Below are 14,020 nucleotides of genomic sequence, written 5' to 3' on the forward strand. Positions count from 1 at the left end.
AATGCTGCAATTCGAAAACGTTTCCACTTTCTACGGCAAGATCCAGGCCCTGCACAGCGTCAACGTGGAAGTGCGCCAGGGTGAGATCGTCACGCTGATCGGCGCCAACGGTGCCGGCAAGTCGACCTTGCTGATGACGCTGTGCGGTTCGCCCCAGGCTCACAGCGGCAGCATCCGCTACATGGGTGAGGAGCTGGTCGGCAAGCACTCCGCCGAAATCATGCGCAAGAGCATTGCGGTCGTGCCGGAAGGCCGCCGCGTGTTTTCGCGCCTGACGGTGGAAGAGAACCTGGCCATGGGTGGGTTCTTCACCGACAAGGGCGACTACCAGGAGCAGATGGACAAGGTGCTGCACCTGTTCCCTCGGCTCAAGGAGCGCTTCAGCCAACGTGGCGGCACCATGTCCGGCGGCGAACAGCAAATGCTCGCCATCGGCCGCGCGCTGATGAGCAAGCCCAAGCTGCTGCTGCTGGACGAACCGTCCCTGGGACTGGCCCCGATCATCATCCAGCAGATCTTCGACATCATCGAACAGCTGCGCAAGGACGGTGTAACGGTGTTTTTGGTGGAGCAGAACGCCAACCAGGCGCTGAAAATCGCTGACCGTGCCTATGTGCTGGAAAACGGCCGGGTGGTGATGCAGGGCACGGGTGAGCAGTTGCTGACCGATCCGAAAGTGCGCGAGGCGTACCTCGGCGGTTAAGACACGGTCGCTGTAGAGACCGGATCTAAAATGTGGGAGCTGGGGTGTGTGGGAGCTGGCTTGCCTGCGATGGCATCACTGCGGTGTGACTGACACACCGAGGTGGCTGCATCGCGGGCAAGCCCGGCTCCCACACACACCAGCTCCCACATTTTTTTGTGTGCTCCAGAATTTATTAAATTATTTTCGATGAGCATGTAACGAAACCCAGCCTGCTGCCTCTAGTGGAGTAAGCAGGCAAACAGGCCTGATACCTCAACCCACTGCTGGAGATACATCATGACCACCAAACTGTCCGCCGCTACCCTCGTCCTGGCCCTCGGTTCCGCCCTGAGCCTGTCCGCCCTGACCAACACCGCCCACGCCGCCGACGACATGCAGAAATGCTTCGGTGTCGCTGAAGCCGGCAAGAACGATTGCGCTGCAGGCGCTGGCACTTCCTGCGCCGGCACATCGAAAGTCAAAGACCAGGCCAACGCCTGGAAGCTGGTCCCGGCCGGCACCTGCAAAACCACCCCAAGCAGCACCTCGCCGACCGGTTTTGGCCAGGAAGCGGCTTTCACGGCCAAGTCCTGATTCAATCCGCAACCTGAGTACTGATGATGACGCTCTCACCCCAACACTCCGTCTCACCGGCTCAGGTGCCCGGTCTCCCCTACAGGGCCGGGCTGGGGCTGAAGAACGAGCACTTCAACGAAGTGCTCGAGACCTCGCCCGACATCGGCTTTTTTGAAGTGCACGCCGAAAACTACATGGTGGCCGGCGGCCCGTTTCATCACTACCTGGGTTTGATTCGCGAGCAGTACCCGCTGTCGCTGCACGGCGTGGGCCTGTCCATCGGCGGCGAAGGCCCGTTGAACCGTGAGCACTTGGCACGGCTGGCCACATTGATCGAGCGCTATCAACCCCACTCTTTTTCCGAACACCTGGCCTGGTCCAGCCATGGCCCGGTGTTTCTCAATGACTTGCTGCCCCTGGCCTACGATACGGCCACCCTGAACCGGGTGTGCGAACACATCGACCAGGTGCAAAGCACCCTCAGGCGGCCGATGCTGCTGGAGAATCCGTCGACTTATGTGCAGTTCGAGCGCTCGACCATCGACGAGACGGACTTCATCGGCGAGGTCATCCGCCGCACCGGCTGCGGCTTGCTGCTGGACGTCAATAACGTCTACGTGTCGTGCATCAACCATCAGCGCGATCCACTTGCCTACATCGATGCGCTGCCTTTGCGCGCTGTGGGTGAGATTCATCTGGCGGGCTTTGCCGAAGATACCGACAGCTTGGGTGATCGCTTGCTGATTGATGACCACGGCGCCCCCATCGACAACGCCGTATGGCAGTTGTATGAGCAGGTACTGGCACGTACCGGCCCGGTGGCCACGTTGATCGAGCGGGACAATCAGGTGCCCGCCTTCAGCGTGCTGCTGGCCGAAGCCCAGCACGCGCAGTCGCACCTGACGCAGGTGACCCCATGAGCCTTCATGATGCGTTTGCCGATGCCTTGATATCGCCCGACCTGCCCTGCCCCGACGGCCTGTTCAGCAGTAACGGCGCTGACCCGGCCAGCCGCTTCGCGGTGTACCGCAACAACGTCCACAGCTCATTGATCAATGCACTGGTGTCGGCGTACCCCGTGACCTTCCAATTGGTTGGCGAAGCGTTTTTCCGCGCAATGGCCGGCCTGTTTGTGCAGGCGTGCCCCCCCGCCAGCCCGTTGATCAGCGAGTACGGCAGCGCGTTCGCAGCATTCATCCAGGACTTTGAACCCGCTGCCAGCGTGCCCTACCTGGCCGACGTCGCGCGGCTTGAGCGCCTGCGGGTGCGCGCCTATCACGCGGCAGATACACCGCCCATGAACCAGCAGGCCGTCCTTGAGGCCTTGCAAGGTCAAACCGACCTGGGGGCATTGCGCCTGCAACTGCATCCCTCCCTGGCCACGCTGAATTCCGCCTATGCGGTGGTGGCGGTATGGGCGGCCCACCAGACCGAAGGCACCCTGGCATCCCTGAACCCCTGGCATCCCCAAGGCGCGCTGGTGCTGCGCCAAGGCCTGGCGGTCAAGGTGTTCGCGATCGACGCGGGCTCGGTCGCTTTCATCAACAGCCTCAACCATGGCACGGCGCTGGAAATGGCCGTGACACACGCCCTGGAAGCCTCGGCGGAATTCGACTTGCACCAATGCCTCACGGTGCTGATCAGCCACGACGCCATCACTCATTTGCACCTGGAAGAAAAGGTATCGCCATGAACACAACCCCAACGTGCCTGATCAAACGGGTCATCGCCTTGTTTGAGAAAATTCCCTACAGCCTGATCGCCTTTCTCGCACGGTTTTCCATCGCGGCAGTGTTCTGGAAGTCGGGACAGACCAAAGTCGAAGGCTTTGCCATCGACCTGATCAGCGGCACATTCCAGCTGGGCGAGCCGCGACTGGCCGCGTCCACGCTGCCGTTGTTTCGCAGCGAATACCATGTGCCGTTGCTGTCGCCAGAAGTGGCCGCGCACATGGCGGCGTTTGCCGAGCACTTTTTCCCGGTGCTGATCCTCGTGGGCTTTGCCACCCGCTTCTCGGCCCTTGCGCTGATCGGCATGACCCTGACCATTCAGCTGTTCGTGTACCCAGACGCCTACCCGACCCATGGCACCTGGATCGCCTTGCTGTTGCTGCTGGTCGCCAAGGGCCCGGGCTGCCTGTCCATCGATCATCTGATTGCACGTCGCTACCGTTAAAGGCGGTCGAGGGCCTCGCCGCTGCGCTTGAACCAGTCCACCAGGTAATCGGCGAGGACCTGGGTGCGGCGCGGCAGCCCTCCTTGGTAGGGGTGAACGAGGTACATCGGCAGGCTCCGCGTCTGATAGTCGCGCAGGAGCCAGCGCAGTCGACCGTCAGCCAGTTCCGCAGGTAATACGTAGGACGGCAGGCGCGCAATACCCGCCCCCACCAGCGCAGCTTTCTTCAACAGGTTGTAGTGATTGGACGCAAATGTGCCGCTGACCCGCACCCGCAGCAGTTCATGCTGTTGGTGGTACAGCCATTCTTCACGCCCGCTGTAATGACTGTTGAGCAAGCAGGTATGGCCAGCCAGGTCGGCCGGCGTCAGCGGCTCGCCATGCTGTTCCAGATAAGCCGGGCTGGCGCAGGTCATCTCCTGCCAGGCCAGCAGAGGCTTGGCCACCAGGCGCTCGTTTTCGATCGCCCCCGAGCGCACTCCCAGATCGAACCCATCCCGCGCTAAATCACGATAGCGGTTGTTCAGTTCCAGTTCGATCTGCACTTGGGGATAGCGCTTGGTGAACTCCAGCAGCAAACCATCGAAAAAGGTTTCGCCCAATGACACCGGAACCGTCATACGCACCGGCCCTGCCAAGTCGTCCTTGAGCCGCGCCAGTGCCTGGCGCGCGCGGTCCACCTGGACCACCAGTGCCTGGGCCTGGGGCAACAAGGCGGCGCCGGCAGCCGTCAGGCTGAGCTTGCGGGTCGTGCGGTGCAGCAACACCACGCAATACTGTGCTTCCAATTGGCTGATGCGCTTGGACAACTGGCCCTTGCTGCACCCCAGTTGCTCGGCCGCCACCGTGAAACTGCCGGCTTCGATCAGCACGGCAAAGGCGGCCAGGTCATCCATCTCGCTCATGGATTGTTTCCATTTGAAAACCAAAGGTTGCCTATTAGCGCGTTTATCCAACCAAAAAGCCACACTAGACTGAACCTTCACTTACCCCCTGGAGGAACAGCACGATGAAAATCCTATTGATTGGTGCCAGCGGCACGGTTGGTTCAGCGGTCAAGGCAGAGCTGGCGCAGCGTCACGAGGTGATCAGCATCGGCCGCAGCGGCGGCGACTTCCAGGTGGATATCAGCGACAGCAACTCGATCCGCAAACTGTTCGAACAGACCGGCAAGTTCGATGCGCTGGTCTGCGCAGCGGGCAGCGTCAACTTCGTGCCGCTGGGTGACATGAGCGAGACCGATTTTGAACTGGGCCTGCGCGACAAGCTGATGGGCCAGGTCAACCTGCTGCTGATCGGCCGCGAGTACGCCAATGATGGCGCTTCTTTCACCTTCACCAGCGGTATCTTGAACCGTGACCCGATTCGTACCGGCGCCTCGGCAGCACTGGTCAATGGCGCACTGGATGCCTTCGTCAAAGCAGCGGCAATCGAATTGCCACGTGGCCTGCGCATCAACTCGGTGAGCCCGACGGTCCTGCTGGAAGCCATGGGCAGCTATGCGCCTTACTTCCGCGGCTTCAAACCGGCCACAGGTGCCGATGTGGCGCTGGCCTACGCAAAAAGCGTCGAAGGCCTGCAGACCGGTCAGACCTACATCGTGGGCTGAACGGCAATTGCCTCGCGCGAAGGCTCGGACATCCATTCACTCACCAGCGCACGCGGGGCCGGAAACCTGAACGCACCGCCCAGTGGGCTTTGAACCTTGGCCGTATTGATCAGATAACCGTCAACGTAGAGTGTGACGTACTTCTGGTAGGCAAGCAGCGTGATGGATTGGGTTCTGGCCTTCGCCTCCGGGGTCAGCGAAACATTGACCTCGACATTGGCCGGGACAGCGTGCCCGGCCCGTTTGAGCGTCAACGAGATATCCGTGAAATCCGTGGCTGACGAGTATTCGAGCCGGGCGGGTTCGTCCGAAAAGGCAACATTTGCCCAGAACAGCAGTGCGCAGATGCCCCATTTGATGCTCATGGCTGTCTCCCAGTGAAAAGAAGTCGACACTCTCATGACGCTCTAGCCTTGAGTGTAGGAAAAGTCTCTATCAGCAACGCTCCGTTTCCCATCCTTGTCGCGCAGACGGTTCAAACGGTGTCCCGCACTTGTGATGCAGCGCCAGCCTGCGTAACGTGGCGGCACTTGTTTGGAGACCGATAAATGCGTGCCGTCCGTACCCTCGCCCTGTTTGCCCTGCTGCCGCTGTTCACCGCTTGCCAGATGTTCGAGAGCGAGCCGGCTAAAACCTCTACTGTCGGGATGACCCGCATGCAGGGTGAACTGACAGCGGTCGGCGGCAAGCTGCTGTTCCAGCCGTGCGGCGACCAGCGTAACTATGTCGTCAACGACACCGGCGGCACCAGCGTGCTGCAGGAAGCCGCTTCCCTGGCCGGCCAGCAAGGTGCGCTGTTTGCCGACCTGCGCGGCAAGTTCTCTGGCGTGGCTGCCGGTACCCAGGGTTCGGTGGACCTGCAACAGCTCTACCGCGTAGAACGCTCGACCTCGGCCTGCAACGACCCGGACTTCAAGCGCATGATCCTGCGGGCCAATGGCCATAAACCGGCCTGGGCGATGAACGTCACGGCCAAGGGCATGGTGCTGGAGCGCGAAGGCCAACCGCCGCTGGCCGTGCCCTACGTGGAAGAGCAGATCGGTGACGGCCGCTTCAACCTGATGACCGAAGCCAACAACCAGCACGTCGAGTTGTGGGTGGCCCCGCAGCGTTGCGTCGACCCGGTCAGCGGCAGCCTGCAGCACATGACCGCCGAGCTGCGCGTGAACGGCCAGGTGCAGCGCGGTTGTGCGGCGTTCGGCGGCTCCCGGGACGACTGATTCGGCCCTGCACTGTTTTAACCTGACCGAAATCCGCCATTGGGGCTTATAATCGCCGGTTTGCAAAACAGCCGGCCTCTTTGCCCGCCGCCTACCCGGACCCTGTCATGTTACGAATCACCGAACTCAAGCTGCCCATCGACCATCCCGAAGAAGACCTGCGGCCTGCCATCGTGCAGCGCCTGGGCATCGCCAGTGATGACCTGCTCGATTTCACCCTGTTCAAACGCAGCTACGACGCTCGCAAGAAGTCGTCGGAGCTGTGCTTCATCTACACCATTGACCTGAACGTGAAGGGCGAAGCCGCCCTGCTGCTCAAGTTTGCCGATGACCGTAACGTCAACCCCGCGCCGGATGTCAGCTACAAAGTGGTGGGCCAGGCACCGCAAGGCCTCACAGAGCGTCCGATCGTGGTGGGCTTTGGTCCCTGCGGGATTTTTGCTGGCCTGCTGCTGGCCCAGATGGGCTTCAAGCCGATCATCCTCGAGCGTGGCAAGGAAGTGCGCCAGCGCACCAAGGACACCTGGGGCCTGTGGCGCAAAAGCGTGCTCAACCCCGAGTCCAACGTACAGTTCGGTGAAGGCGGTGCCGGGACCTTCTCCGACGGCAAGCTCTACAGCCAGATCAAGGACCCGAAATTCCACGGCCGCAAAGTGCTGCACGAGTTCGTCAAGGCCGGCGCGCCGGAAGAAATCCTCTACGTCAGCAAGCCACACATCGGTACCTTCCGCCTGACCGGCGTGGTGGAAAACATGCGCGAACAGATCATCGCCCTGGGCGGTGAAGTGCGGTTCGAGCAGCGCGTGACCGACGTACTGATCGAAGACGGCCAACTGAACGGCGTTGTGGTGGACGGCGGCGAGCAAATCCTTTCCAAGCACGTGATCCTGGCCCTGGGCCACAGTGCTCGCGACACCTTCCGCATGCTCCATGGTCGTGGCGTGTACATGGAGGCCAAGCCGTTCTCGGTGGGCTTCCGTATCGAACACCCGCAATCGTTGATCGACGCCGCGCGCCTGGGCAAATACGCCGGGCACCCCAAACTGGGCGCCGCCGACTACAAGCTGGTGCACCACGCCAAGAACGGTCGTTCGGTCTACAGCTTCTGCATGTGCCCGGGCGGTACGGTGGTGGCGGCCACGTCCGAGCCGAACCGCGTCGTCACCAACGGCATGAGCCAATACTCGCGCAACGAGCGCAATGCCAACTCGGGCATCGTGGTGGGCATCACCCCTGAGGTGGACTACCCGGGGGGCCCGCTGGCCGGTATCGAGTTGCAGGAGCGCCTGGAGTCCCACGCCTACATCCTCGGTGGCAGCAACTACGAGGCCCCGGCACAGCTGGTGGGCGATTTCATCGCCGGCAAGCCGTCCACAGCCCTCGGCAGCGTGGAACCCTCCTACAAGCCTGGGGTGTCCCTGGGTGACTTGGCGCTCGCGTTGCCAGACTTCGCCATCGAAGCGATTCGTGAGGCACTGCCGGCGTTCGAGAAACAGATCAAGGGCTACTCGCTGCACGACGCCGTGTTGACCGGAATCGAGACCCGCACCTCTTCGCCGCTGCGGATTACCCGTAACGAATCGATGCAGAGCCTGAACGTCAAAGGGTTGTTCCCGGCCGGTGAAGGCGCCGGTTATGCCGGTGGGATCCTGTCGGCAGGTGTGGACGGCATCCGCATTGCCGAAGCCTTGGCCCGGGATATGTTGGGCCTGGAGGCCTGACCCATCAACGTGTAGGAGCCCGGCTTGCCGGCGATGAGGCCTTGAGTTCAGTGTTGATCTCAGGAAAGCCATCGCCGACAAGCCGGGCTCCTACAGGTTTAGATATTGGCGCGCAGGATGTTGTCCGGCAACGGCTCGCCGCGCTCGACACTGGCCGCAACGGCCGCGATCAAGCCGTCCAACTCATAACCCTGCGCTTTAAGCCACGCCTGATCGTAATAGGTGGTGGCATACCGCTCGCCCCCATCACACAAGATCGCCACGATCGACCCCGACTCCCCCGCCGCCTTCATATGTTGAGCTGCCACCAAGGCCCCCATCAGGTTGGTCCCGCTGCTGCCCCCGACCCGCCGCCCCAAGCGTTCAGCCAGGTAGTGCATGGCGGCCAGCGATAAAGCATCCGGCACCTTGACCATCGCGTCGATCACCTTCGGCAGAAAAGACGCCTCAACCCGTGGCCGGCCAATGCCTTCGATGCGAGAACCGCAATCCAGGCGCAAGCTGGCGTCGCCGCTCTGGTAGAAGTCGAAGAACACTGAACGCTCGGCATCCGCGCAGAGCACCCGGGTGCAATGTTGGCGGTAGCGTACGTAGCGACCCAGGGTCGCGGTGGTGCCGCCGGTGCCCGGGCTGGAGATCAGCCAACTCGGCTCGGGGTAATGTTCGAATCGCATCTGCTGGAAGATCGACTCGGCGATGTTGTTGTTCGCCCGCCAGTCGGTGGCCCGCTCGGCGTAGGTGAACTGGTCCATGAAGTGACCGCCACTTTCCTTGGCCAAGCGTTCGGATTCGGCGTAGATCTGTGTCGGGTCCTGTACCAGATGGCTCTTGCCACCATAGAACGCAATCTGGGCGATTTTTTCCTGGGACGTGGTGGCCGGCATCACCGCGATAAACGGCAGGCCAAGCAAGCGCGCAAAATAGGCTTCCGAGATTGCCGTCGAGCCACTGGACGCCTCGATCACCGGCGCACCCGGCTTCAGCCAGCCATTGCACAACGCATACAGAAACAACGAGCGGGCCAGACGATGCTTGAGGCTGCCGGTGGGGTGGCTGGACTCATCCTTGAAATACAACTCGATACCCGGCAACCCCGGCAATGGCAAAGGGATCAGGTGCGTGTCGGCGCTACGCTGAAAGTCCGCTTCAATGATGCGAATGGCTTCGCGGGCCCAGGTACGTTGATCGTTCATAGCGTGAGTCTCTAAAGATTTCATCCACAATCTTAGGGGGTTTCCTACACTGCACACAGATACAGTGACGACTCAATTGGACACACAATTGCTAGGCTTTGGCGCAACGCCTCCCCCGGTCATCGCTTATAACAAATAAGAATATAACTTTTGTTTTAACAACTAACGGTACGGGTTAGGGTACCCACCTATTGAACCTGGATTGGAGAGCATCCCGTGCCTCTGCGTAGCACTTTCACCCGTTTCTTCCAGCTGGAAGCCGCCAGCGGTCTGTTGTTGATCGCCGCTGCCGCCTTGGCGCTGATCATCAACAACTCTCCGTTGTCGCACCTGTACAACGCCTTCCTCGATGTACCGGTGGTGGCCCAGGTGGGCGCCCTGAAAATCGCCAAGCCCGCCCTGCTGTGGATCAACGACGGCCTGATGGCCCTGTTCTTCCTGCTGATCGGCCTGGAGGTCAAGCGCGAGCTGCTCGATGGCCACCTCTCCAAGCCGTCGCAAGTGGTGCTGCCCGGTGCAGCGGCCATTGGCGGCATGGTGGTGCCGGCGCTGATCTACTGGGCGCTGAACAAAGGCAACTCGGCCGCCCTGGCCGGCTGGGCGATCCCCATGGCCACGGACATCGCGTTCGCTCTGGGCGTACTGGCCCTGCTGGGCAAGCGCGTGCCGGTATCGCTGAAACTGTTTCTGATGACCCTGGCCATCATTGATGACCTGGGCGCGATCATCGTCATTGCCCTGTTCTATTCCACTGACCTGTCCGGTGCCTCCCTCGCCGGCGCGGCAGCCTGCCTGATCGCCCTGATCGCGATGAACCGCCTTGGCGTGATCAAGCTTGGCCCCTACCTGATCATCGGCTTGATCCTGTGGGTCTGCGTGCTCAAGAGTGGCGTGCACGCCACGCTGGCCGGCGTGACCCTGGCGTTCTGCATCCCGATGCGCACCAAGAATGCCGAGCCTTCGCCGTTGCTGACCCTGGAACACGCCCTGCACCCCTGGGTGGCCTATGGCATCCTGCCGCTGTTCGCCTTCGCCAACGCCGGTGTCTCGCTGACCGGCGTCAGCCTGGACAGCTTCACCCACCACGTACCGATGGGCATCGCCGCCGGCCTGCTGATCGGCAAGACCGTCGGCGTGTTCGGCCTCACCTGGCTTGCCGTGAAGACCGGCCTCTCCGCCCTGCCTTCGGGCGCCAACTGGGGCCAGGTCTTCGGGGTGGCGATCCTGTGTGGTATCGGCTTCACCATGAGCCTGTTCGTCGGCTCCCTGGCGTTTGTGCCGGGTGTCAGTGAGTTCGCCGGGGAAGACCGTATGGGCATCCTGACCGGTTCTATCCTGGCAGCGTGCATTGGGTATGCGGTCACGGCGATGGCGAGTCGCAAGAAAGCCTGAGCCTGTTCGGGAGCCGGCTTGGCTGGCTCCTGAGTGACGCCCTGCAACATCGGACGTGAATAAAATGCTCGTTGTCAGCTGCTGTGAATGACGCATGGATGACATAGCAATGTTCACCTGAGGCCCAAATACCTCATACACGAAACCTCAACCGCTCACCCGGTTGAGGTTTTTCTTTTTCCGCCGCCACCCGCAACATGAAACTTACCCACCCAGCCCCCACCGCCCCTAAAGACTTCACGCCCACCGCCGACTAGCTGGTGTGGCGCCTCGACTGTCCCGGCCCGGGACGCCCGACTTTGCTCTTCAACGCGTTTTCAGCCCGAGCGTAAACCCCATGTTCCTGAGAAATATAAGAATCGCGGCCAGAGCCTTCATCGGCTTCGCTGCTATTGCGTCACTGAGTGTGTTTCTCGGTCTGTTTGCGCTCAAGCAGATCGGCGAAGTCCAGTCCCAGGCGGCCGACATCCAGAACAACTGGATGCAGCGCGTCAGGATACTGGCCCTGGCCAACGCATCGCTCGACCGTTTTCGCCTGGGTGAAATGGCGCACATCCTGTCGTCCAGCGATGCCGATATGCAGACCTACGAAGACAAGTCCGCCGGTCGCCTCAAGGCCGTCAAGGAGCAGTTGACCCAGTACGCGGCGCTGTTGCGTACGCCGGAGGAAAAATCACGGCTCGAGGTGTTCAACCAGAGCCTCGAGGCGTACGCGAAAAACCATACCGAGATGCTCAAGCGCTCGCGCTCAGGCGACAAGGCCGGCGCGCGGGACTTTCTCAATAGCATTCGAGAAAGCTATGAGCAGATGACCAAGAATTTCGACCAACTGATCGACCTTGCCAACAAAGGCGCAGAACAGGCCGGCATGACGTCCGTCGGTGCTTACCAACATGCGGTGAGTGGCATCACGCTCGTGATCCTGTTGGTGAGTGGCGGCACGGTGCTGGTGGCCTGGTTACTGACGCGCAGCATCACTGGCCCGATCATCGAAGCGGTGCATGTGGCCGAGACCATCGCCAAGGGCGACCTGACCCAACCGATCACCCCCACGGGCAACGACGAAGCCACGCGTTTGCTCAGGGCCCAAGAGGTCATGCGCAATAACCTGGTACAGACCCTGCGGCAGATCACCGGCTCGTCCAGCCAACTGGCGGCGGCGGCCGAAGAGCTCAATGCCGTCACTGCCGAAGGTAGCCGTGACCTGCAGCAGCAACATGGCGAAATCGAACAGGCCGCGACTGCCGTCACCGAGATGACCACGGCGATTGAGGAAGTGGCGAGAAATGCGGCGTCCACCTCAGACCTGTCTCAGGAGTCGCGAAGCATTGCCTTGAAAGGCCAGCAGCGCATGGTCGAAGCGCTGAACGCAATCCAGGCGCTGACCCGTGGCGTTGAACTCAGCTCTGGCCAAGTGGGCGGTCTTGCCGAGCAGGCCAAGGGGATCGGCAAGGTCCTCGATGTGATCCGCACGATTGCCGAGCAAACCAACCTGCTGGCGCTGAACGCGGCCATCGAAGCCGCGCGCGCGGGCGATGCAGGCCGTGGGTTTGCCGTGGTTGCCGATGAAGTGCGCGCCCTGGCCCACCGCACCGCCCAGTCGACCCAGGAAATCGAACAGATGATCGGCAGCATCCAGACCAACACCGCCAGCACCGTCAACACCATGCTCGACAGCAGCACCATGACCGAGCAAACCCTGGCGCTGGCCGAACTGGCGCAGAAAGCGCTGGCGGATATCCTGGCGGCCAACGATGAGATCAATGACCGCAACCTGGTCATCACCACGGCGGCGGCTGAGCAAGCTGATGTGGCCCGGGCGGTTGACCGCAATTTGCTGAACATTCAGCAGTTGTCGGTTCAATCTGCGGAAGGCTCGACCCAAACGACGGCTGCCTCGCAGTCCCTGGCAAGCCTGGCCCATGAGTTGAACACCATGGTGAAGCACTTCCAGATCTGAGGGCAGCCTGAGAAACCAAAAAGCCGTCTCGGCTTAAACCGAGACGGCTCCACTTCTTAGACCTTAAAGGTCATCGAAGCTGTCCCGCAGGAACACCCACACGTGGTACACACGCAAGGCGTTCACTACGAGGTTCCACGTACGTCGTGCAAACTTCGACATACTCGGCCCTCCAAATGTTGGGCCTTACCTCCAGCGTACTTACCGGAACATGCGCGCATTCGGATACAGGTCATTGTTTCCTGTGAGGCGGCCGGGTTGATGGTCCAGCCGCGTTAATCCGGCACGGATTGCAAGCCCGTGGCCGCCGGTCCAAATTCGCCGGCGAACCCAGCTTGCTCACAACACAATGCACGCAGAACGAGGGCGATACTAACTTAGCCTTCCGGCTCGAGGTGTAACGAAGGCAGCTTGAACAGCTAACTCTACGCTCTGGATTTGTTGCCTTATTTTGCAAAACAATTCGCAAAATAAAACCCAACAATAAGATCCGCCACTTATCGTCTTATCTTGCGTCATGCAAAGGCCAACAGTAGTATTTCGCGCAGGTCATTGTTTCCTGTGAGCACGCAATATCAGCTGCAAACTGGTATTGCAAATAAAAAACCGCCTTTTCGTGGCGGTTTTTTATTGCCTGCATTTTTAGCGGGAACGACAGCGCACTCACTTCAGATCGACGGTACAGCCAACCTCGCCCCATACAATAAAAAACCCCCAACCAGTCACCCGGTTGGGGGTTTTGTGTTTCTACAACCGACGCTTAGCGAGTCACTCGGCTGGTGCCGTTAACGGTCATGATGCGAACGCGGTCACCGATGCGGAAGATTTCGTTCTCTTCAACCGCTTGCACGTAGGCGCGCATGCTGCCGTCGTCTTCGCGCACGGTGATTTCAACGCCTTGGGTGCGGGTCAGGCCCTCTTCGGTGGCCGAGCCCAGCAGGCCGCCAGCGACGGCGCCGATCACGGCAGTGACAATGCTGCCACGGCCGCCGCCGATGGCGCTGCCGCCAACGCCGCCGATGACTGCGCCAGCAGCGCCGCCGATTGGGGTCTTGGTGCCTTCGATTTTCACCGGACGCAGGGATTCAATGGTACCCATGCGAACGGTCTGTACACGACGCGCTTCGTCACGGGAGTACGAGTCGCCGGTCAGACTCGAGGCGCAGCCACCCAACAGCAACGACAGGGTGGTAAAGCAGGCAACTAGTAAAACGGACTTACGCATAGCATCAACTCCAAAGGACAGGTATTCATTAGACGCTGCGGCTTGGCGCCTGTCACGGCAAGCACGGCAGAAAATTGCTTTCATTCAGCCCTAGTACAGACTGCCCTTACCAAAAAACTCGACGAACGGTAGCACTCTCCTTGTACCAAGAAGTGTCACGCATACGCTTGCCGATGGGGTTGTCCGCACTCAACAACCCGAAGCCTCTTGGTAAAGACGTCAGGCCTGCGGACACTATTCAGGTGAGGTGACGAAAGGTGAAGT

The 14,020-nt window shown here is 60.8% G+C and carries 14 protein-coding genes; 10 read left to right on the forward strand and 4 right to left on the reverse strand.

Annotated elements, in window-relative coordinates; genetic code table 11:
* The first annotated feature begins 1 nt into the window (after position 1).
* The 5 genes from M2394_RS04540 (at position 2) to M2394_RS04560 (ending at position 3,436) form a co-directional block, all read left to right on the forward strand.
* Complete coding sequence (locus M2394_RS04540; protein WP_065932826.1) at positions 2-703, forward strand: ABC transporter ATP-binding protein; 702 nt, start codon at positions 2-4, stop codon at positions 701-703.
* A 279-nt stretch (positions 704-982) separates the two neighbouring features.
* Positions 983-1,279: a DUF2282 domain-containing protein gene (locus M2394_RS04545; RefSeq protein WP_178925834.1), complete on the forward strand. Its 297-nt coding sequence runs from the start codon at positions 983-985 to the stop codon at positions 1,277-1,279.
* Between the two features lie 23 nt (positions 1,280-1,302).
* Entirely contained in the window at positions 1,303-2,181 is an 879-nt protein-coding gene (locus M2394_RS04550) for a DUF692 domain-containing protein (protein ID WP_259171774.1), read from the forward strand.
* Entirely contained in the window at positions 2,178-2,954 is a 777-nt protein-coding gene (locus tag M2394_RS04555) for a DNA-binding domain-containing protein (protein WP_178925832.1), read from the forward strand. Before M2394_RS04550 ends, M2394_RS04555 begins: the two co-directional genes overlap by 4 nt.
* Positions 2,951-3,436, forward strand: a complete 486-nt coding sequence (locus M2394_RS04560) for a DoxX family protein (protein WP_178925831.1) — start codon at positions 2,951-2,953, stop codon at positions 3,434-3,436. Before M2394_RS04555 ends, M2394_RS04560 begins: the two co-directional genes overlap by 4 nt.
* Here the strand turns inward: M2394_RS04560 and M2394_RS04565 are convergent.
* Positions 3,433-4,341 carry a LysR family transcriptional regulator gene (locus tag M2394_RS04565; protein ID WP_259171775.1) on the reverse strand — a complete coding sequence of 303 codons (909 nt, stop codon included), beginning with the start codon at positions 4,339-4,341 and terminating at the stop codon, positions 3,433-3,435. The genes M2394_RS04560 and M2394_RS04565 overlap by 4 nt on opposite strands.
* A 104-nt stretch (positions 4,342-4,445) precedes the next feature.
* Here M2394_RS04565 and M2394_RS04570 point away from each other — a divergent pair, with 104 nt between their 5' ends.
* Positions 4,446-5,045: a short chain dehydrogenase gene (locus M2394_RS04570; protein WP_259171776.1), complete on the forward strand. Its 600-nt coding sequence runs from the start codon at positions 4,446-4,448 to the stop codon at positions 5,043-5,045.
* Here M2394_RS04570 and M2394_RS04575 read toward each other — a convergent pair.
* Positions 5,030-5,410: a hypothetical protein gene (locus M2394_RS04575; RefSeq protein WP_259171777.1), complete on the reverse strand. Its 381-nt coding sequence runs from the start codon at positions 5,408-5,410 to the stop codon at positions 5,030-5,032. The two genes, M2394_RS04570 and M2394_RS04575, sit on opposite strands and share 16 nt — an antisense overlap.
* Positions 5,411-5,593: 183 nt before the next feature.
* Between M2394_RS04575 and M2394_RS04580 the strand changes: the two genes are divergently transcribed.
* Complete coding sequence (locus M2394_RS04580) at positions 5,594-6,265, forward strand: COG3650 family protein (protein WP_259171778.1); 672 nt, start codon at positions 5,594-5,596, stop codon at positions 6,263-6,265.
* 107 nt (positions 6,266-6,372) lie between these two features.
* Positions 6,373-7,986: an NAD(P)/FAD-dependent oxidoreductase gene (locus M2394_RS04585; protein ID WP_178920945.1), complete on the forward strand. Its 1,614-nt coding sequence runs from the start codon at positions 6,373-6,375 to the stop codon at positions 7,984-7,986.
* 98 nt (positions 7,987-8,084) lie between these two features.
* Here M2394_RS04585 and M2394_RS04590 read toward each other — a convergent pair whose 3' ends face one another.
* Complete coding sequence (locus M2394_RS04590; protein WP_259171779.1) at positions 8,085-9,179, reverse strand: PLP-dependent cysteine synthase family protein; 1,095 nt, start codon at positions 9,177-9,179, stop codon at positions 8,085-8,087.
* 216 nt (positions 9,180-9,395) lie between these two features.
* Here M2394_RS04590 and nhaA point away from each other — a divergent pair, with 216 nt between their 5' ends.
* Entirely contained in the window at positions 9,396-10,571 is a 1,176-nt protein-coding gene (gene nhaA / locus M2394_RS04595; protein ID WP_178920950.1) for a Na+/H+ antiporter NhaA, read from the forward strand.
* 337 nt (positions 10,572-10,908) lie between these two features.
* Entirely contained in the window at positions 10,909-12,531 is a 1,623-nt protein-coding gene (locus M2394_RS04600; RefSeq protein ID WP_178918950.1) for a methyl-accepting chemotaxis protein, read from the forward strand.
* Positions 12,532-13,291: 760 nt separating this feature from the next.
* Here the strand turns inward: M2394_RS04600 and M2394_RS04605 are convergent.
* Positions 13,292-13,756, reverse strand: coding sequence for a glycine zipper 2TM domain-containing protein (locus M2394_RS04605; RefSeq protein WP_056857494.1), 465 nt, complete (start codon positions 13,754-13,756; stop codon positions 13,292-13,294).
* Positions 13,757-14,020 lie beyond the last annotated feature (264 nt).

The sequence above is a fragment of the Pseudomonas sp. BIGb0164 genome (assembly GCF_024810135.1).
Lineage (GTDB): Bacteria > Pseudomonadota > Gammaproteobacteria > Pseudomonadales > Pseudomonadaceae > Aquipseudomonas.